The following is a 17629-nucleotide window of genomic DNA, read 5'->3' on the forward strand; positions in this document are numbered from 1 at the left end:
TCCCCTGGAGCCTCCAGGAGTTGTAGTTTCCGGTGGTGACTTCGGAACCTGAGGTGCCACAGGGCGGCGGTGGCCTCGACCTTGGGCGCTAGGCCCTAGTCCCGTTCCGAGGGCCGTCCGGGTGGGACTCAATCGAGTCCCACCCGCGTCACCGATACGGCCAGTATCAGAGCGCCCCAGTCGAGCCACCTCTGGTTTCTCGCATGGGATCCAATGCTCAGCACGAGGAATCCCACTAGCCCCATCGCGCCGAGCAGCCACTGAACGACCTGCTCGGAACCGACGGCGGCGACGGCGAGAGCGAGGGCGAAGAGGGGAGTGGGTCGTTCAGTCCGGGCGGTTTTGCGAGGCATCTAGCCACCTCCTTGTGTCAATGACCGTACAGATTGGTCTAGTTGACTTGTTACTTGTATGCCCAAGGAGAAGCGACCGTAAAGCTTGCCTGTTGGTTTCCATGCAAATACTAAGAGTCCCCTGTCTCGACCAGGTCGGGTGTGGGCAAGTGGCATGAGTTGTACGGTTGATGCATGACAGCCCCGGAGTCGCCGAAGCGCGGTGGGTACCTCTATCGGCAGATCGCGGATGAGCTTCGGAAGGAGATCAACGAAGGCAAGTACAGGCAAGGCAGGGCCCTGCCGGGCGAGTTCCAACTGGCCGAGCGGTTCGGGGTCTCGCGGGCGTCCGTGGCCAAGGCCATGGAACTGCTCAAGCGCGAAGGGCTGATCGAGAGGCGCCGGGGCAGCGGAACGTTTGCGGCCGACGCGGATCGCAGGGGCGAGGGGGCGGCGCCCGGCGCGGATCAGGGCATGGAGGCGGTGGTCTCCGACCGGGTGCCCGCGGTGTTCCTCCAGCCGTACCTCGCCGACGCGTTCGGTGCCGGCGAAGTGACCATCGATGTCTGGTCGTTCACCACGGAAGCGCTGGTGCAACGGATTTCGGACCAGGTGCAAAGGATCCTGGACGGGAAGGTCGCGGCGCCCGAGAGCATCGCCGTCCGTGTGCTGCTCCCGGACACCACGGTCGACCTGTCGCTGCCGCGCAGGAAGGGGCACCCCGAAGACCGCCGCCCCCTGGAGCGCGTGCGTGGCATCCAGGACACGTGCTTCAGGCTCCTGCGCCACTCGTTGTACGGCCTGAAGGCGGCGGGCCGGGTCGCCGAGGTGTCGGTCGAGCGTCGGTACATGCCCCAACTTCCCGACGTCAAGCTGTACATCTTGAACCGGCGCGTGGTGCTCCAGGCCTTCTACGAGGTCGAGGAGCACGATGTAGCTCTTGACACCGGCGAAGTCATCACCATTACGGACCTGATGGGCCTGGGGCGATCGGCTGAACTGCACCCCTTCTGCGCTTCCGTCGACTCGGAGCCGTCCGACGCCGACCTCGTGAGACGGGCGCGGGCGTTCTTCGACTCGCGCTGGGAGTACTGGGGGACGGAGCGGGAGAGGCGGACAGACTGATCGTGCCCCGCCGACCCGCGACCGCTACCGCCACCGCAAGCGCGACGGCTGCCGAATCCGATGGCGGTTCCTTTGCCGATTCCGTTGCCGATTCCGCCCTCCCGCAGGCGCTGCGCAAAGCCAGATGCGTGGTGTTCGACTTCGACGGCCCCGTCGTCCGACTCTTCGCCGGCGCCTATCTGGGTCTTCCGAGCACCGCTCCTCTGATCGCCCGAGAGCTGCTGGCGCTCGCCGCGTCGTACGGATGTCTGCTGGACGAGCTGGGTGAGTGCACCGACCCTCTCCTGGTGTTGCTGGAGCACGCCAAAGAAGCGAAGAGGCGGGGCGGCGAGGGTGCGTGGGGGAGGGCCACCAGTGAGATGCGGAACCTCCTCGACGCCTGGGAGCGCAAATCCGCTGAGCACGCGGAACAGACCCCGGGCGCAGCGGACTTCATCAGGCTGTGGCACGGCACGGGCCGGCATCTCTCCATCGTCTCCAGCAACCACGAGGACGCCATCGTGCGGTGCCTGGAGCGGGAGGCGCTACGAGGATGCTTCGACGGCCCCGTCGTGGGGCGTCCCGACGACCTGACACGGATGAAGCCCGATCCCTGGCCGCTGCGCCAGGCCATGATGAGTGAGGCCGGAGGGCCGGAGAGCCACCTGATGATCGGTGACTCCGTCACGGACTGCCAGGCCGCGCGCGCCGTCGGCATGCCGTTCTGGGGCTACCACCGCAACCCCGACGGCCGCCGCCGACTGCGTGAGGCGGGGGCTGTCGAAGTGGTGGAAACGATGGTCCAGTTCGTGGTGGCCGCGCAGGAGGCTCTGTCATGAGACAGATGAGATAGATGACGCATATGGGGCATATGCGTGCAGGGTCCCCTACACCTCCAACAGCACCTTCCCCACCACCCCCCGCCCCTCGATAGCCGCATGCGCCTCCGCCGCCCGCGCCAGCGGGTACACCGCCCCGATCACCGGGCGCAGGCGGCCCGCCGCCGCCTCCTTCAGGGCCTGGGCGGCCAGGGCGACGCGGTCGTGCGGGGTGAGCTGGACGTCGGCGATGCCGAGGAGTGTGACGGCGCGGCTGTCCGCCTCCTCCTGGGGGACCGCCGCGAAGCCGCCCGTGGGGGCGCCGTGGGCCGAGAAGCGGCCGCCGGTCGCCGTCAGGGGGAACGCCGCCGCGCCCAGCGCGCCGCCCACGCCGTCCAGGACCACGTCCGCGCCCCCCTCACCCAGTACCCGGCGCGCCCGCTCCGGCCAGTCCGGGGACCCCGCGTCCACGACCTCGTGCGCGCCCAACGCCCGTACCAGCGAAAGCTTTTCCTCGCCCCGTGCCACCGCCACCACCCGCGCGCCCCGCGCACGGGCGAGCTGGACCAGGAGCGTGCCCATGCCGCCGGACGCGCCCGTGATCAGGACCGTCTCGCCCTCCTTCAGGGCCGTGAGGTCCAGCAGGGCCAGCGCGGTCACGCTGTCATGGACCAGCGCGGCCGCCTCCCGCAGGCCGAGGCCGTCGGGAACGGGGACGAGGTGGTCGACCGGGACGGCGGCCAGCGAGGCATAGCTGCCGGGCTCGACCGCGGCGATCACCCGGCGCCCCGCCCACGCCGCCGGGTCGACCTCCGCGCCGGTCGACGTCACCGTGCCGGAGACGCCGCCGCCGGGCACGTACGGCGGCTTGACGTCGAAGTACTCCCCGAACGCGCCCGCCCGTATCTGCGTGTGCACGAAGAGCGTGTCGATGTGGTCGACCGCGACCACCACCTCGTCGGGCCCCGCCACCGGGTCCGGCAGCTCCGCCGGAACCAGTACCTCCGGGCCGCCGAACTCCCCCACCTGTGCCACGCGCATGCCGATCACCCATCCCCGTCGCTCGCCGAAAGGCCTTCTTGGCCTTTCGATCTCTTGATCTCTTGATCTCTTGATCGGAGTCTTTTCCCTCAAGTGGGGTTGAGGTCAAGCCGCCCCCGCGCCCGCTGCCCGTACGCTCGCCCCATGGGTTTGCGGGAGCAGAAGAAGCAGCAGACGTATCAGGCCGTCTCGGACGTGGCGATCGCCCTGTTCCTGGAGAAGGGCTTCGACAACGTGCCGGTCGCGGAGATCGCGGCCGCCGCCGGGATCTCCAAGCCGACCCTCTTCCGCTACTTCCCGGCCAAGGAGGACCTGGCCCTGCACCGGTTTGCGGACCACGAGGACGAGGCCGCCCGGGTGGTCGCGCAGGGACGTACGGAGGGGCTCGCACCGCTCCCCGCCCTGCGCCGCCACTTCCTCGCTGGGCTCGACGGCCGCGACCCGGTGACCGGGCTCAACGACGACCCGAGGGTACGGGCATACCACGCGCTGCTCTACGGCACGCCGAGCCTGGTGGCGCGGCTCTTCGCCTACCAGGGCCGGGCCGAGGACGCGCTCGCGGCGGCCCTGGGCACGGACATCGGCGCGCGCCTCGCGGCGGGCCAGATCGTCGCCGTACAGCGGATCCTCGCGGAGGAGAACTGGCGGCGGATCCAGGCCGGCGCGAGCGCCGAGGAGGTCTACGCGAGTGCGGTCGTGGCTGCTGAGGAGGCTTTCGCGCAGCTGAGGGACGGGCTGGGCAAGTACGCGTAACAAACGCCCCTCATATTTCGTTACTGAGTAAAAAATGTAACCGAGTTGCGTTATGCTGCATCCATGACGCCACTCGACCGCGAACTCAGTCAGGAACGGACGTACCACGAAGCCTGCCGCGCGGCCCTGGCCGGCATGGTCGAAGGGGCGGGCCACCAGGTGGTCATCGGCGAGAACGCGTTCGCCTCCGGCGCGGACGCCGAAGTCCTCGGCTATCAACTGCGCAGCTGGGCCAAGGAGTTGCGGCAGGAGCCGGACAGCCCGCTGTTCTTCGGACGGCTCGACTTCGAGGACGGCGGGACCTCCGGCGACCACGCCGGGCAGCGCTACTACATCGGCCGCCGCCGCATCAGCGAGCACCCCTCCGCCCCGCCGCTGGTCGTCGACTGGCGCGCGCCCGTCTCGCGGACCTTCTACCAGGCCGGGGCCCGCGACCCGCTGGGCGTCGCCGTCCGCCGCCGCTTCGGCTGGGCGCCCGGCAGCCTCGGCGCCCCCGAGGACCTCACGAGCATGGAAGACGAACGGCTCGCCACCGCGGCCGCGCCCGAGGAGGACGGAGCCGTCGGCGGGATCCTCGCCGCCGAGATCGAGCGCCCCCGCGTCGGCCCCATGCGCGACATCGCCGCCACCATCCAGCCCGAACAGGACGACCTCGTACGCTCCGAGCTCGGCCGGTCCCTCTGCGTCCAGGGCGCCCCCGGCACCGGCAAGACGGCGGTCGGGCTGCACCGGGCCGCGTATCTGCTCTACACCTACCCGCAGCGCATCCAGCGCGGCGGCCTCCTGGTCCTCGGCCCCAACCGGACCTTCCTCCACTACATCGCCCAGGTGCTGCCCGCCCTCGGCGAGATCGACATCCGCCAGTCAACGGTCGACGACGAGGTCGCGCGCGGCCCCGTCCGGGCGCTCGACGACGAGGCGGCGGCCGCCGTCAAGCACGACGCCCGGATGGCGCGGGTGCTGCACCGGGCGCTGTACGCGCGGGTCGGCGACCCGGCCGGGCGGTTCGAGCCGGTCGAGGTGCCCGACGGCTCGTACCGCTGGCGCGTGGGCGGCGGCGAGCTCGCGAAGATCGTCGAGGAGGTACGGGCCGAGGCGCCCCCGTACGCCGTGGGCCGCGAACGGGTCCGCAGCCGGGCCGTCCGCGTCATCCAGCTGGAGGCCGAGCGCCGGGCCGGGCCGATGAACAACACCTGGCTGCAACGGATCTCGCGGGCCCGCCCGGTCTCCGCGTTCGTGGACGCGGCCTGGCCGAAGGTCACGCCGGAGGAGGTGCTCGCCGCGCTGTTCACCGACCCGGACGCGCTGGCGGCGGCCGCCGACGGCGTGCTGAGCACCGACGAGCAGAAGCGCCTGCTGTGGAGCCGCGCGCCGCGCTCGTACAAGTCGGCCAAGTGGTCGGCGGCCGACCAGGTCCTGCTCGACGAGCTCGCGGGGCTGATCGAACGCCCGCAGGGATACGGCCACATCGTCGTCGACGAGGCCCAGGACCTCTCCCCGATGCAGTGCCGGGCGGTCGCCCGCCGCTCCGGCTTCGGCTCGCTGACCGTACTCGGCGACCTGGCGCAGGGGACCACCCCGTGGGCGGCCCGCGACTGGGCGGAGCACCTGGCGCACCTGGGCAAGCCGGATGCCCCGGTGGTCCCGCTGACCACCGGTTTCCGGGTCCCGGCGGCGATCGTGTCCCTGGCGAACGGGCTGCTGGGCGAGCTGGACGTCGCCGTACCGCCGTCGCGTTCGCTGCGCCGGGACGGCGAGCTGGCGATCCGCCGGGTCACGGACGTACGGGACGCGCTGGTGGAGTCCGTACGGGCGGCGCTCGCGCGGGAGGGCTCGGTGGGCGTGATCGCGCGCGACGCGGACGTACCGGAGCTGCGCGCGGCCCTCGCGGCGGCGGGCGTGGCGACGGCCGAGGCGGACGACCTGACGGCGGCTGCCCGGGTGACGGTGCTGCCCGCGACGGTGGCGAAGGGCCTGGAGTACGACCACGTGGTGGCCGTGGAGCCGGCGGCGATCGCGGAGGCGGAGGAGCGGGGGCTGCACCGGCTGTACGTGGTGCTGACGCGGGCGGTGTCCCGCCTGGAGGTCCTGCACAGCAGGCCACTGCCGGGCGCGATGGCGGGCGTCGGTGGGCCTGTCGAGGAGGGAGTGGTGAGTCCGGCCGCGTGCGCCAACACGCCCGCGAGATAAGGCGGTTGGATGCGCGAGCGGCGCCGACTCACTATGTTGTGGAGCGTTCAAGCAGGCTCGGCACACCCGACACTTGTCCGCTCACGCCTTCTGGGGGGCCTCACCCGTCATGACCACATCTCCTGAGCCGACCGTCACGGCCGCCACGCTGCCCGGATACACCCCGGGCACCTGGGCCATCGACCCGGTCCACACCGAAGTCGCCTTCGCGGTACGCCACTTGGGCGTCGCCAACGTACGCGGCCGGTTCGACGAATTCACCGGCGAGATCGTGCTCGCCGAGAACCCGCTGGAGTCGTCGGTGACCGCGACGATCCAGATCGCGTCCGTCTCCACGGGGCACGAACAGCGCGACAACCACATACGGTCGGAGGAGTTCCTGAACGCGGCGGAGTTCCCCGAGATGACCTTCCGCTCGACGGAGGTCCGCCCCGCCGACGGTGACGGTTTCCTCGTCGACGGCGAACTGAGCGTCCACGGCGCCACCCAGCCCGTCACCCTCGACCTGGAGCTGATCGGCTTCGGCAAGGGCTACCAGGACCGCCCGGTCGTGGGCTTCACCGCCACCACCCAGATCAGCCGCAAGGCCTTCGGGGTCCATGGCGGCCCGACGAGCGCGATGCTCGGCGACGCCATCAAGATCACGCTGGACGTCGAGGCGGCTCTGGTGCAGTAGCCGGGCCTAGTGCATTAGCCGGGCCGGGTGCCCGCGGTTGGGCCGGGTGCCCGCGGTTGGTCGGGTGCCCGCGGTTGGGCCGGTGCCCGCGGTTGGGCGGGAGGCGTCGATGGCGCTGATGTCCCGCTCAACCGCAGGCAGCGTTCAGCGTGTTTTCCCCTCCGGGGGCGGCGAGAGCCCGAGGCTGCCGCCGCCTCCGGCCGGCCTTCTGGGGCCCCCTTCTGGGGCCGCCTTCTGGGGCCGCCTTCTAGGCCGCCTTCTATGGCCGGATGTAGGGCCGGGTCATGATCTCCATGTTGTGGCCGTCCGGGTCGTCGAAGTAGGCGCCACGTCCGCCGAAGAGGCGGTTGATCCGGCCGGGCTCGGTGTGGTGGGGGTCGGCGTAGTAGGTGACCCCGACCGCGTCCAGGCGGGCGATCATGCCGTCGAACCGCTCGTCGGGAACGAGGAACGCGTAGTGCTGGGGCTGGATCGGCTCGTCGCGCTTCTCGTAGTAGTCGAGCGTCACGCCGTTGCCGAGGTCGACGGGCAGGAACGGCCCGAACGGGGCGCCGACCTCCAGGCCCAGGATCGTGGCGATGAACTCGGCCGACAGCTGACGGTCGCCGGCGTAGACGGCGGTGTGGTTCAACTGGACGCCGGCCGTCGCCGACGTGGAGTGGTGCTCGTGCTGCTGGTTCAGTGACATCTCAGGCGTGTACTCCGGGTCGTGATCCGCTGGGTGCAGGGCGCCGTGCGAGGGCGCCGGGAGGGAAGACACGGAGAAGAGGGCGGGGCTCGCGCCCGCCTCGCGCTCACGCAGAGGCCGGGCGCCTCACTCGTGCGTGGCCCATGGCCGACCCGGCAGTCACCCGAGCGACCCTAATGATCACTGGGGTCCGGGGCAACTGCGCTTTCGGGGCAACTGCGCTTCCGGGTTTCCGGGGCAACTGTGCTTCGGGGTTTCCGGGGCAACTGTGCTTCCGGGTTTCCGGGGCAACTGTGCTGCCGGGCTTTCGGGGCAACTGTGCTTTCGGCGATGGTGATCGGCGGCGGTTTCCTCAGCGGCGGCCCAGGAGTTCCGCGATCCGGACAAAACCGTCCGCGCCGTGGCCCCGTCCGATGGCGCGGCGGGCCATGCCCTCGGCCGCGCGCATCACGCCCGCATCGATACCGTGGGCCTCAGAAGTGTGGACGATGTGCGCCATGGACGACACCGCTGAGGTGATCGGGTTGCCCTGGTCGGAGAAGTGGCCGCTGTCCACTTCTTCCGCGGTCTGCTCGAAGATCGGCGGGAGGATCGCGCCGATCCCCTTGGCGAACGGTGCCAGTTCCCGTGCGGAGATGCCCTCCGCCCGCGCCACCGCCAGGGCGTGCGCATAGCCCGCCATCGCGGTCCAGAAGATGTCGAGCAGTGCGATGTCGTATGCCGCAGCCCGGCCGATCTCCTCGCCGAGGTGGGTGTGGGCGCCGCCCAGCGTGTCCAGTACGGGGCGGTGCTCCCGGTAGAGCTCCTCCGGGCCGGCGTGAAGGAACACCGCGGCAGGCGTTCCGATCGTCGTGGTCGGTGTCATGATCGCGCCGTCCAGGTACCGGATGCCGTGCTCGGCTGCCCAGTCCGCCATGCCCCGGGCCCGCTCTGGGGTGTCGGCAGTCAGGTTCACGACTGTGCGCCCCTTGAGCGCGTCGGCGACCGCGTCGCGCCGCAGAATGCTGTCCGCCGCGTCATAGTTCACCACGCAGACCACGATCAGCCTGCTTGCGGCGACCGCTTCTTCTGCCGATCGCGCACCGACCGCCCCCCGTGCGACCAATTCCCGGTCCCTGCCCGGTGTTCGATTCCAGACCGTGGTCTGTTGGCCTGCGTCCAGGAACGCACCGGCCAGAGCCCGGCCCATCGGCCCCATTCCGAGAACGGTGACGGCAGACTGTTCAGGAAGCATGGACATGATTCAACTCCTGTATGTGTACAAAAGGTTGAGGATGGGGTGAAGGTGACGCGCAGTCGTGCCCAGGACGTGAATGTCTGCGGAGTAACCGCCGCGATCGCCGTGATCGACGGCAAGTGGAAGACCACGCTGCTCTGGTTGCTGGAGTTCGGCCCGCGCCGCCCCGCTGAGCTGCGTCGCCAACTGCCCAGCCTCAGCGAGAAGGTTCTGACTCAGGCGCTCCGTGAGATGGAGGCGGACGGTCTGGTGCACCGGGAAGTGCACGAGGGACTGCCGCTGAAGACCGTGTACTCGCTGACTGACTTTGGCCGCGAACTTTCTGAGGCGTTGGCCCCGCTAACTGACTGGGGCCATCGCCGCTTGGAGAAGCTCGCGGAAGCTCAATCGACTCCTTGACACGGCGTCACCTCACCTCCGACTCACCCGAACCCGGCGGCCCTCCGACCACCTGCAACAAGATTCGCTCCGCCGTCGTTCACTGCCAAGTACCCACAAAAAAGTGGGTACTGCGGTTGCTCTTCCTCGGTGACCACGAACGGGCGGGGCGGGGCGCCAGGCGCGCCCCTCCCCGGCCGTACGGTCACGTGGCTCGGCCGTACGGTCACGTGGCTCGGCCGTACGGTCACGTGGCCCGGCCGTACGGTCACGTGGCCCGGCCGTACGGTCACGTGGCGTCGCACACTTTTGCAAGCAGGTGCTTGCAAAAGTTAGCGAGGAGGGGGCAGTATCAAGGCATGGCATCGCTCAACGTCGGCAATCTCGGCGAGTTCCTGCGCGAGCAGCGGCGTAACGCGCAGCTCTCGTTGCGGCAGCTCGCGGATGCCGCCGGGGTCTCCAATCCGTATCTGAGCCAGATCGAGCGCGGGCTGCGCAAGCCGAGCGCGGACATCCTGCAGCAGCTCGCCAAGGCGCTGCGGATCTCCGCCGAGACGCTGTACGTACAGGCCGGGATCCTCGATGAACGGGCGCCAGAAGCGGCGGAGACACGGAGCGTCATCCTCGCCGACCCCTCGCTCGACGAGCGGCAGAAGCAGGTGCTGATCCAGATCTACGAGTCCTTCCGCAAGGAGAACGGGCTCGACGCGGACACACGTGCTCCGGGCCCGGGACGGGGCAAGGGCAAGGACGAGAACGAGGCCGACGGCGTGGGCGATGACCCATCGGCTCCCCAGAGCTGATCCACGCTGATCCATGTACTGATCACTGATCCGGGAGGAAACCAGCATGGCCGTCACCGATGAGCTGCGTAATGCCCTGACCGACCCCAAGCCCCTCTTCTTCGTCGCCGGCGCGCTCGACCTCGGCGCCAAGCAGGCCGCGAAGGTTCCGGAGAAGATCCCGGTGCTGGTCGAGCGGATCCAGACCGAGGTCCCGGCGCGGTTCGAGGCCGTGCGCAAGGCCGACCCCAAGGTCGTCCAGGACAAGGTCGTCGCCCAGGCCAAGGAAGCCCAGGCCGTCGTCACCGCGAAGGTGAACGAGGTCGTGGGCGCGCTCGACGGCGATGTGAAGAAGCTGGGCGACTCCGTCCAGCACCTCGCCCTCCAGGCGGTCGGCTTCGCGGCCGAGTCCCTGGTCAAGGCCCGTGAGGGGTACGACCGGGTGGCCGAGCGCGGCCAGGAGGCCGTCAGGGAGTGGCGCGGCGAGGCCGCCGAGGAGATCTTGGAGGTCGCGGAGGCCGTTGAGCCGGACCCGGAGCCCGCGTCCGCGTCCGCGAACGAGTCCGCGTCGTCGCAGACCCCCGCCGCCGACGCCTCCGCCGAGGCCAAGCCCGCGTCCGCCAAGAAGCCGGCCGCGCGCAGGACCACGGCCAAGAAGGCCACGGCCAAGCCCTCGGAGTGAGCGGGTCCCGTCACGCAGGCGGGCACCTTTTCGGTGTCCGCCTCGTTTGACGGGTACCTTGGCCGCTTGGGGACGATCCCGGGAAAGGTGGTGGACGACCGTGCTGATGCAGGGATTCACGGGGTTCATGTGGCTGCTGAGTACAGCCCTAACCGCATTGAGCCTGTTCGCGCTCGTGGACGCGGCCTTCCGCCGCGAGGACGCGTTCCGGGCGGTGGACAAGCAGACCAAGCCGTTCTGGCTGATCATCCTTGCCATCGCGCTGCTCGTCAGCGTGCTGTTCCCGCTGCTCTCGTTCCTGCCGGTCATCGGCGCGGTCGCGGTGATCGTCTACATCGTGGACGTACGCCCGGCGGTGCGGCAGATCAGCGGCGGTCGCGGGCGCGGCGGCCGTGGCGGCCGTCGCGGCGGATCGAGCAGCGACGGTCCGTACGGGCCGTACAACGGCGGCCGCTGAGCGGTCCGCCGGCCTTGTCCCGTACGGGCCGGTCGCCCGTACGAGCCGCCCGCTCAAGCCCGCCCGTACGGGCCGTACAACGGCGGCCGTTAAGCGGTTCCACCAGCCTCGGTCCGTATGGGTTCGTCGCCCGGCCGGGCCACTCGCTCAAGCAGCAACACCGCCACGTCGTCGGTGAGTTCACCGCCGTTGAGTTCGCGGGCCTCGGTGACCGCCGCCTCCAGGAGTGACTCGCCGCGCAGGCCCGTCGTCAGGAGGCGGTTGACCATGTCGGTCATGCCCTCCTGGCCCAGGCGCTGATTGCCGACGCCGGTACGGCCCTCGATCAGGCCGTCCGTGTACATCAACAGGCTCCACGCCTCCCCCAGTTCGACCCGGCGGCGCGGCCAGCGCGTCTGCGGCAGTAGCCCGAGCGCCGGGCCTCCGCTCTCGTACGCCAGCAGGCTCGCGGGGCGGTCCGCGCGGGCGATGAGCGGGGCCGGGTGGCCCGCCAGGCTGAGCTCCGCGCGGCGGCCGTCCGGGGCGATGTCGACCGTGCAGAGCGTCGCGAAGATCTCGTCCCCGTCGCGCTCGTGCTCCAGGACCTGCTGAAGGGTCGTCAGAAGCGCGTCGCCGCACAGCCCCGCCAGCGTCAACGCCCGCCAGGCGATACGGAGTTCGACCCCGAGGGCGGCCTCGTCGGGACCGTGACCGCAGACGTCGCCGATCATGGCGTGGACGGTGCCGTCGGGGGTGCGGACCGTGTCGTAGAAGTCGCCGCCGAGCAGGGCGCGGGACCGGCCCGGCCGGTAGCGGGCGGCGAACCGCAGGTCGGAGCCCTCCAGGAGCGGTGTGGGGAGCAGCCCGCGCTCCAGGCGGGCGTTCTCCTGGGCGCGCAGCCGGGACTCCGCGAGCTTGTACTGCGCGGTGTCGGCGCGCTTGCGCTCAACCGCGTACCGGATGGCCCGGCTCAGCAGTCTGCCGTCCAGCTCGTCGCGGAAGAGGTAGTCCTGCGCGCCGACGCGGACGGCCTCGGCGGCGCGTTCGGCGTGGGTGGAGGCGGTGAGGGCGAGGACCGCGTGCCGGGGTGCGAGCCGCAGCAGGTGCCGCAGCGCGGCGAGCTCGTCGTCGGGGTCGCGGCCGGGCAGCGCGAGGTCCAGGAGGATGCAGTTCACGTCATCGGTGAGCAGCCGCTCGGCCTCGGTGAGATTGCGCGCGGTACGGATCCGCACCCGGGTCCCGGCGGTGTGCAGCAGCTCGGAGACGGTGAAGGGGCCGACGGGGTCGTCCTCGATGACGAGGAGGTTGAGGGCGGGGGGCAGGGGTGCGGTTGTGGTGGGCGCGCTGCCGACAGCCGCGTCGAGCCCCGTGGTGCCCACGCCGGGCGCACCCGGCGCCGTCGGTACGACCGCTCCGCCCGCTCCCGCGAGGGCGTCCGGGCCGCCCGCTCCCACGAGCCCGTCGGGCGCACGTGTTCCCGGCAGGCCCGGGGGCGGCGACAAGGGGCCGCCCGGGGTGGCCTGGCCGGCCGGGGCCGGTTCACCCGGGCCCGGCGGGGGCGTCCGAGGGGACCACATCTGCGGTGCGGGCATCGTTCCGGTCCTTCCCTCCCCCCGAGGGCGCCACGGAACGCGGGCTGCGTTGCCGCCAGTCCGGGACCCTAGCGTCAGTGGGCGGCGCAGCGGAATGGCGTTCGGTGACTGTTCGGCAAATGGCTCATGGCATATGCCACATGCCGCACTTTGTCGGGGCGGCCGACACCTTGGCCGCCGCCCGGCGGGGGTCCGGTTCGCCCTGCCGGGCCCCGCTCGGCCGGGGTCCGGTTCGCCCCCGGGCCCCGCTCGGCCGGGGTCCGGTTCGCCCCCCAGGCTGCCGCTCGGCCGGGGTCCGGTTCGCCCCCGGGCCGCCGCCCGGCCGGGGTCCGGTTCGCCCCCGGGCCGCCGCCCGGCCGGGGCACGGTTCGCCCTCCCGGGCCCCCGCTCGGTCGGGTCCGGTTCGTCCTCGGGCCACCCGTCCCTACTTGTCCGGGCGGACGCCCCGGGCCTCGCCCGCCGCCCGGCCGGGGCGCGGGTTGGTCCCTCCCGGGCCCCGCCCGGCCAGGCACGGTCCGTCCCTCCCGGGGCCCGCCCGGCCAGGCCCGGTTCGTCCCCCGGCCCACCCCGTCCCTACTTCCCTACTTGTCCGGCCGCACGACCCCCAGGATCGGCATCGTCCCCGCGCCCGTGACCGTCACATCGCGCCCCGGTCGGGGCGCGTGCACGATCGCGCCGTCGCCGATGTACATCCCGACGTGCGTCGCGTCCGAGAAGTAGATGATGAGATCGCCCGGACGCATGTCCTTGATGGCGACATGCGGCAGTTGTGCCCACTGCTCCTGCGAGGTGCGCGGGATGCCCCGGCCCGCCGCGAGCCACGCCTGTGAGGTCAGGCCCGAGCAGTCGTACGTACGCGGTCCCTCCGCGCCCCACTCGTACGGCTTGCCGATCTGGTCGGTGGCGAACTTGACCGCCTTGCGGCCCTGTTCGCTCGCCCTGCCGCTGATCTCCTTCAATATCCCCGAACTGAGCCAGGCCGTCTGCGCCTTGTACTGCTGCTGCCGCTCCAGCTCCGCCAGCCGCTCGCGCTCCTTCGCCTCCAGCTGGGTCTCCAGCTTCTCGGCGGCCGCGATCTTGCCGGTGATCTCCTTCTTGGCGGTCTCCTTCTTGACGCGGTTCGCCTCCAGCCTCTTCCACTGGGCGGAGGCGTCCTTCGAGTACTGCGCCAAGTCCTGTTGCGTACGGTTCAGTTCGGCCAGCAGTCCCTGGGTGGCCTGCTGGCCCTGGCGCAGCCGGTCGGCGCCGTCCAGGAAGCCGTCCGGGTTGCCGCTGAGCATCATCTGCGCGCCGAGCGGCAGCCCGCCCGTGCGGTACTGCAGCCGGGCCGCCGCCCCCGCCTGGTCCTTCAGCCGCTTGATCCGCTCCTCGCCCGTGACGATCGCCTGGGCGATCTTCACGATCTCGGCGGACTGGAGCTTGGTCTGCTCCTGGGCCTGGTTGTACGCCTCGGTCGCGACCGCCGCCTGGCGGTAGAGCTCGTCTATCTCCGTGCGCACGTCCTCAAGGCTCTTCGAGGAGAGCGGCGGAGCCGGGGGAGCGGACGACGTCGTCGGATCCGGCTTCGGATTCGGCGCGGCGAACGCCGTGGCCGGCATCGCGAGCACGGTCAAGGCGCACACCACGGTGATCGCGGTGGCCAAGCGGCGCGGCTGCACTAAGTTTCCCCCTCCGGACAACCGGACAACACCAACACCCGGCAATACGGTAGATCGCGTTCGGTCTGATTTACCGTCAGTAACATTCTGGCAACGTCGTGATGGTGCCATGCCGTCCCCCAAAACGACAGGGGCGGATGGGCACCTCACGGGTCACCCCCCGCGTGTGGGACGAACGGAACGCGCGGTGCGTTCCCCTCGACGCGGCCCGGCCTCGACATTCACCCTTGCGAGGTCACCGGACCCTGGCAGGGGGCGCTACCCCGGCCGCCACCCTTCCGCCGCTCACCCCTCCGCCCCTCGCCCCCCGCCGCTCACCCCCGTGGCGCCAGCGCCCCCCACTCCACCGTGACCTCCCCCTGCCTCCACCGCCGGGGCCCGTCCCGCAGCGGCCAGTCCGCCGCCAGGTCCCGGACCGCCCGGATCCACCGCTGCCGCGCACCCAGCGAGGCGTACGGGGCCGCCGCCGCCCACGCCCGGTCGAAGTCGCGCAGGAACGCGTGGACCGGCTCGCCCGGCACGTTCCGGTGGATCAGCGCCTTCGGCAGCCGCTCGGCCAGGTCGGACGGGCGCTCCAGGGAGCCGAGCCGGGTCGCGAACGTCACCGTGCGCGGGCCCGACGCGTCCAGCGCCACCCACACGTGCCGCCGCCCGATCTCGTCGCAGGTGCCCTCGACCAGCAGGCCGCCCTGCGCCAGCCGCCCGCACAGCCGCGCCCACACCGCCGCGACCTCGCCCTCCTCGTACTGCCGCAGGACGTTCGCCGCCCGGATCAGCAGCGGCGGGTGCGGGAGCGGCACCTCGAAGCCGCCGTGCACGAAGGTGAGGCCCTCCCTCTCGTACGGCTTCGCGGCCGCGACCCGGGCCGGCTCGATCTCGATGCCCACCACCGACACGGCGGGCGCGGCGGTGCGCAGCCGCTGGAGCAGCTCGACGGCCGTCCAGGGGGCCGCCCCGTACCCCAGGTCCACCGCGACCGGCGCTTCGGCGCGGCGCAGGGCGGGCCCGTGCACCTCGGCGATCCAGCGGTCCATGCGGCGCAGCCGGTTGGGATTGGTGGTGCCGCGCGTGACGGTGCCGACGGGGCGCTTGGGTGGAGCCATAGGACGAGGGTAGGCGTCCCTGGTGAGAGGCGGTGGCGGGCAAGTTTTCGGCAAAAGTGCGGAGAGGTGGAAATGAAAGGAAGGGTTCCGGTGGTTACCGCTCATTGAGGGCGCGCAGGTGCCCTCCGCAAGCCATGCCCAGCACCGCCGGCACTCCCCGCCACACCGTCCGTCTGCCCCACCAGCGCACCGCCAGCACCGCCCGTCCGCCCCCACCAGCACCGCCCGGACAGCCGTCCCCCCCCCACCAGCACCGCCAGCCCCACCAGCGCACCGCCAAGCCCCACCCGCCCCTGCCCCCGGTCGAGAGGACGTCGACGTGAGCCAGTACGTGTCCCGGTTCACCGGCACCCTGGCCGGGCCGCCCCGGCTCAGGCTTCCCGGCGGCCACCGCAGACCGCGCCGGATCGCGATGCTCAGCGTCCACACCTCCCCGCTGCACCAGCCGGGCACCGGCGACGCGGGCGGCATGAACGTCTACATCGTGGAGCTCGCCAAGCGGCTCGCCGCGATCAACATCGAGGTCGAGATCTTCACCCGGGCGACCACGGGCGGGCTGGCCCCGACGGTCGAGATGGCGCCGGGCGTGCTCGTCCGGCACGTGGACGCGGGCCCGTACGAGGGCCTCGCCAAGGAGGAGCTGCCGGCCCAGCTGTGCGCCTTCACCCACGGTGTGATGCAGGCCTGGGCGGGCCACCGGCCCGGCCACTACGACCTGGTCCACTCCCACTACTGGCTCTCCGGCCACGTCGGCTGGCTCGCCGCCCAGCGCTGGGGCGTGCCGCTGGTGCACGCCATGCACACCATGGCCAAGGTCAAGAACGCCGCGCTCGCCGAGGGCGACACGCCCGAGCCCGCGGCCCGGGTGATCGGCGAGACGCAGATCGTCGACGCGGCGGACCGGCTGATCGCCAACACCGCCGAGGAGGCCGACGAGCTCGTCCGCTTCTACGACGCCGACCCCGGCAAGGTCGCGGTCGTCCACCCCGGCGTGAACCTCGATCGCTTCCGTCCGGCGGACGGCCGGGCGGCGGCCCGCGCCCGGCTCGGCCTGCCGCAGGACGCCGTGATCCCGCTCTTCGCGGGCCGCATCCAGCCGCTGAAGGCGCCCGACATCCTGCTGCGGGCGGTGGCGGTGCTGCTCACCGAGAGCCCGTCGCTGCGCTCGCGCCTGGTGGTCCCGGTGATCGGCGGGCCCTCGGGCAGCGGGCTGGCGAAGCCGGAGGGGCTGCACAAGCTGGCGGCCCGGCTCGGCATCTCGGACGTGGTCCGGTTCCACCCGCCGGTCGGCCAGGACCGCCTCGCTGACTGGTTCCGTGCCGCGTCGGTGCTGGTCATGCCCTCGTACAGCGAGTCCTTCGGCCTGGTGGCGATCGAGGCGCAGGCGGCCGGGACGCCGGTGGTGGCGGCCTCGGTGGGCGGCCTGCCGGTCGCGGTCCGCTCCGGCGAGACCGGCTTCCTGATCCCCGGCCACGACCCGGCCGACTACGCGCGCGCCCTGCGCCGCTTCCTGGACGACCCGTCGCTGACGGACCGGATGGGCGGTGCGGCCGCCCGGCACGCCGAGTCCTTCGGCTGGGGTACGGCCGCCTCGGCCACGGCGGACGTCTACACCGCCGCGATGCACGAACACCGCCGTCGCGTACGCTCGCACCATGGCTGACGCACTGGCTGTGATCGACTCGTACCTCAAGGACGCCGAGCTCGAATGGGAGTGCCCCGAGCCGGGCTCGTACGTCGTGAAGCTGCCGGGCACGCGGAAGCTCTCCACCACGTGCTCGCTGCGGGTGGGCCGCCACTCCCTGTCGGTGAACGCCTTCGTCGTCCGCCACCCCGACGAGAACGAACAGGGCGTCCACCGCTGGCTCCTCGAGCGCAATCTGCGGCTGTACGGGGTGGGTTACGCGATCGACAGCCTCGGCGACGTGTACCTGGCGGGCAAGCTCCCGCTCTCCTGCGTCACCCCCGAGGAGCTGGACCGCCTCCTGGGCACGGTCCTGGAAGAGGCGGACGGCTCCTTCAACACGCTCCTGGAACTGGGCTTCGCGACGGCGATCCGGCGCGAGTACGAGTGGCGGGTGTCGCGGGGCGAGTCGACGCGGAACCTGGACGCGTTCACGAACCTGATCCAGCGCCCGGCCCGCTGACGGGCCACCGGC

17 protein-coding genes are annotated in these 17629 nt (G+C 71.5%); 11 read left to right on the forward strand and 6 right to left on the reverse strand.

Annotated features, from left to right (window positions below):
* Window positions 1-527: 527 nt before the first annotated feature.
* Both AB0G17_RS22175 and AB0G17_RS22180 read left to right on the forward strand, forming a co-directional pair.
* Window positions 528-1457 (forward strand): GntR family transcriptional regulator, encoded by a 930-nt coding sequence (locus AB0G17_RS22175; protein WP_361385330.1) that lies wholly within the window; start codon window positions 528-530, stop codon window positions 1455-1457.
* A 128-nt stretch (window positions 1458-1585) separates the two neighbouring features.
* A complete protein-coding gene (locus AB0G17_RS22180; RefSeq protein ID WP_361385333.1) occupies window positions 1586-2275 on the forward strand; it encodes an HAD hydrolase-like protein in 690 nt (229 codons plus the stop codon).
* Window positions 2276-2323: 48 nt separating this feature from the next.
* On the opposite strand, the gene AB0G17_RS22185 is transcribed toward AB0G17_RS22180, so the two are convergent.
* Window positions 2324-3295 carry a zinc-binding dehydrogenase gene (locus AB0G17_RS22185; RefSeq protein ID WP_361385336.1) on the reverse strand — a complete coding sequence of 324 codons (972 nt, stop codon included), beginning with the start codon at window positions 3293-3295 and terminating at the stop codon, window positions 2324-2326.
* A 144-nt stretch (window positions 3296-3439) separates the two neighbouring features.
* Between AB0G17_RS22185 and AB0G17_RS22190 the strand changes: the two genes are divergently transcribed.
* From AB0G17_RS22190 to AB0G17_RS22200, 3 genes are all read left to right on the forward strand, one after another.
* Window positions 3440-4048, forward strand: coding sequence for a TetR family transcriptional regulator (locus AB0G17_RS22190; protein ID WP_361385339.1), 609 nt, complete (start codon window positions 3440-3442; stop codon window positions 4046-4048).
* Window positions 4049-4111: 63 nt separating this feature from the next.
* Window positions 4112-6238 (forward strand): AAA family ATPase, encoded by a 2127-nt coding sequence (locus AB0G17_RS22195; protein WP_361385342.1) that lies wholly within the window; start codon window positions 4112-4114, stop codon window positions 6236-6238.
* Window positions 6239-6347: 109 nt separating this feature from the next.
* Complete coding sequence (locus tag AB0G17_RS22200) at window positions 6348-6914, forward strand: YceI family protein (RefSeq protein WP_361385345.1); 567 nt, start codon at window positions 6348-6350, stop codon at window positions 6912-6914.
* Between the two features lie 259 nt (window positions 6915-7173).
* Here the strand turns inward: AB0G17_RS22200 and AB0G17_RS22205 are convergent, their stop codons facing one another.
* Both AB0G17_RS22205 and AB0G17_RS22210 read right to left on the reverse strand, forming a co-directional pair.
* Entirely contained in the window at window positions 7174-7602 is a 429-nt protein-coding gene (locus tag AB0G17_RS22205) for a VOC family protein (protein WP_361385348.1), read from the reverse strand.
* Window positions 7603-7954: 352 nt separating this feature from the next.
* Window positions 7955-8842, reverse strand: coding sequence for an NAD(P)-binding domain-containing protein (locus tag AB0G17_RS22210; protein WP_361385351.1), 888 nt, complete (start codon window positions 8840-8842; stop codon window positions 7955-7957).
* A 45-nt stretch (window positions 8843-8887) separates the two neighbouring features.
* On the opposite strand from AB0G17_RS22210, the gene AB0G17_RS22215 reads away from it, so the two are divergent.
* The 4 genes from AB0G17_RS22215 (at window position 8888) to AB0G17_RS22230 (ending at window position 11138) form a co-directional block, all read left to right on the forward strand.
* Window positions 8888-9238 (forward strand): helix-turn-helix domain-containing protein, encoded by a 351-nt coding sequence (locus AB0G17_RS22215; RefSeq protein WP_361385567.1) that lies wholly within the window; start codon window positions 8888-8890, stop codon window positions 9236-9238.
* A gap of 338 nt (window positions 9239-9576) precedes the next feature.
* Window positions 9577-10020 (forward strand): helix-turn-helix transcriptional regulator, encoded by a 444-nt coding sequence (locus tag AB0G17_RS22220; RefSeq protein ID WP_361385354.1) that lies wholly within the window; start codon window positions 9577-9579, stop codon window positions 10018-10020.
* 46 nt (window positions 10021-10066) lie between these two features.
* Window positions 10067-10681, forward strand: coding sequence for a hypothetical protein (locus tag AB0G17_RS22225; RefSeq protein WP_361385357.1), 615 nt, complete (start codon window positions 10067-10069; stop codon window positions 10679-10681).
* A 106-nt stretch (window positions 10682-10787) separates the two neighbouring features.
* The gene (locus AB0G17_RS22230) at window positions 10788-11138 is read left to right on the forward strand and encodes a DUF2516 family protein (RefSeq protein WP_361385570.1); all 351 of its coding nucleotides are present in this window, start codon (window positions 10788-10790) and stop codon (window positions 11136-11138) included.
* 89 nt (window positions 11139-11227) lie between these two features.
* Here the strand turns inward: AB0G17_RS22230 and AB0G17_RS22235 are convergent, their stop codons facing one another.
* From AB0G17_RS22235 to AB0G17_RS22245, 3 genes are all read right to left on the reverse strand, one after another.
* On the reverse strand, window positions 11228-12709 hold the full coding sequence (locus tag AB0G17_RS22235) for a SpoIIE family protein phosphatase (RefSeq protein ID WP_361385360.1): 1482 nt from the start codon (window positions 12707-12709) through the stop codon (window positions 11228-11230).
* A 581-nt stretch (window positions 12710-13290) separates the two neighbouring features.
* Entirely contained in the window at window positions 13291-14307 is a 1017-nt protein-coding gene (locus AB0G17_RS22240) for an NlpC/P60 family protein (protein WP_361385573.1), read from the reverse strand.
* A 374-nt stretch (window positions 14308-14681) separates the two neighbouring features.
* On the reverse strand, window positions 14682-15470 hold the full coding sequence (locus tag AB0G17_RS22245; RefSeq protein WP_361385362.1) for a class I SAM-dependent methyltransferase: 789 nt from the start codon (window positions 15468-15470) through the stop codon (window positions 14682-14684).
* A gap of 319 nt (window positions 15471-15789) precedes the next feature.
* On the opposite strand from AB0G17_RS22245, the gene mshA reads away from it, so the two are divergent.
* Both mshA and AB0G17_RS22255 read left to right on the forward strand, forming a co-directional pair.
* The gene (mshA, locus tag AB0G17_RS22250; RefSeq protein ID WP_361385365.1) at window positions 15790-17133 is read left to right on the forward strand and encodes a D-inositol-3-phosphate glycosyltransferase; all 1344 of its coding nucleotides are present in this window, start codon (window positions 15790-15792) and stop codon (window positions 17131-17133) included.
* Window positions 17126-17617: a YbjN domain-containing protein gene (locus AB0G17_RS22255; protein WP_361385368.1), complete on the forward strand. Its 492-nt coding sequence runs from the start codon at window positions 17126-17128 to the stop codon at window positions 17615-17617. Before mshA ends, AB0G17_RS22255 begins: the two co-directional genes overlap by 8 nt.
* Window positions 17618-17629: the final 12 nt, after the last annotated feature.

The organism is Streptomyces sp. NPDC023838 (assembly GCF_040639555.1).
In the GTDB taxonomy this organism is placed as follows: domain Bacteria; phylum Actinomycetota; class Actinomycetes; order Streptomycetales; family Streptomycetaceae; genus Streptomyces.

Coding starts and splice junctions, on each gene's coding strand:
- AB0G17_RS22175 (WP_361385330.1), top strand. CDS start 528: ATGACAGCCCCGGAGTCGCCGAAGCGCGGTGGGTACCTCTATCGGCAG.
- AB0G17_RS22185 (WP_361385336.1), bottom strand. CDS start 3,295: ATGCGCGTGGCACAGGTGGGGGAGTTCGGCGGCCCGGAGGTACTGGTT.
- AB0G17_RS22190 (WP_361385339.1), top strand. CDS start 3,440: ATGGGTTTGCGGGAGCAGAAGAAGCAGCAGACGTATCAGGCCGTCTCG.
- AB0G17_RS22195 (WP_361385342.1), top strand. CDS start 4,112: ATGACGCCACTCGACCGCGAACTCAGTCAGGAACGGACGTACCACGAA.
- AB0G17_RS22200 (WP_361385345.1), top strand. CDS start 6,348: ATGACCACATCTCCTGAGCCGACCGTCACGGCCGCCACGCTGCCCGGA.
- AB0G17_RS22205 (WP_361385348.1), bottom strand. CDS start 7,602: ATGTCACTGAACCAGCAGCACGAGCACCACTCCACGTCGGCGACGGCC.
- AB0G17_RS22210 (WP_361385351.1), bottom strand. CDS start 8,842: ATGTCCATGCTTCCTGAACAGTCTGCCGTCACCGTTCTCGGAATGGGG.
- AB0G17_RS22220 (WP_361385354.1), top strand. CDS start 9,577: ATGGCATCGCTCAACGTCGGCAATCTCGGCGAGTTCCTGCGCGAGCAG.
- AB0G17_RS22225 (WP_361385357.1), top strand. CDS start 10,067: ATGGCCGTCACCGATGAGCTGCGTAATGCCCTGACCGACCCCAAGCCC.
- AB0G17_RS22230 (WP_361385570.1), top strand. CDS start 10,788: ATGCAGGGATTCACGGGGTTCATGTGGCTGCTGAGTACAGCCCTAACC.
- AB0G17_RS22235 (WP_361385360.1), bottom strand. CDS start 12,709: ATGCCCGCACCGCAGATGTGGTCCCCTCGGACGCCCCCGCCGGGCCCG.
- AB0G17_RS22240 (WP_361385573.1), bottom strand. CDS start 14,307: ATGCCGGCCACGGCGTTCGCCGCGCCGAATCCGAAGCCGGATCCGACG.
- AB0G17_RS22245 (WP_361385362.1), bottom strand. CDS start 15,470: ATGGCTCCACCCAAGCGCCCCGTCGGCACCGTCACGCGCGGCACCACC.
- AB0G17_RS22255 (WP_361385368.1), top strand. CDS start 17,126: ATGGCTGACGCACTGGCTGTGATCGACTCGTACCTCAAGGACGCCGAG.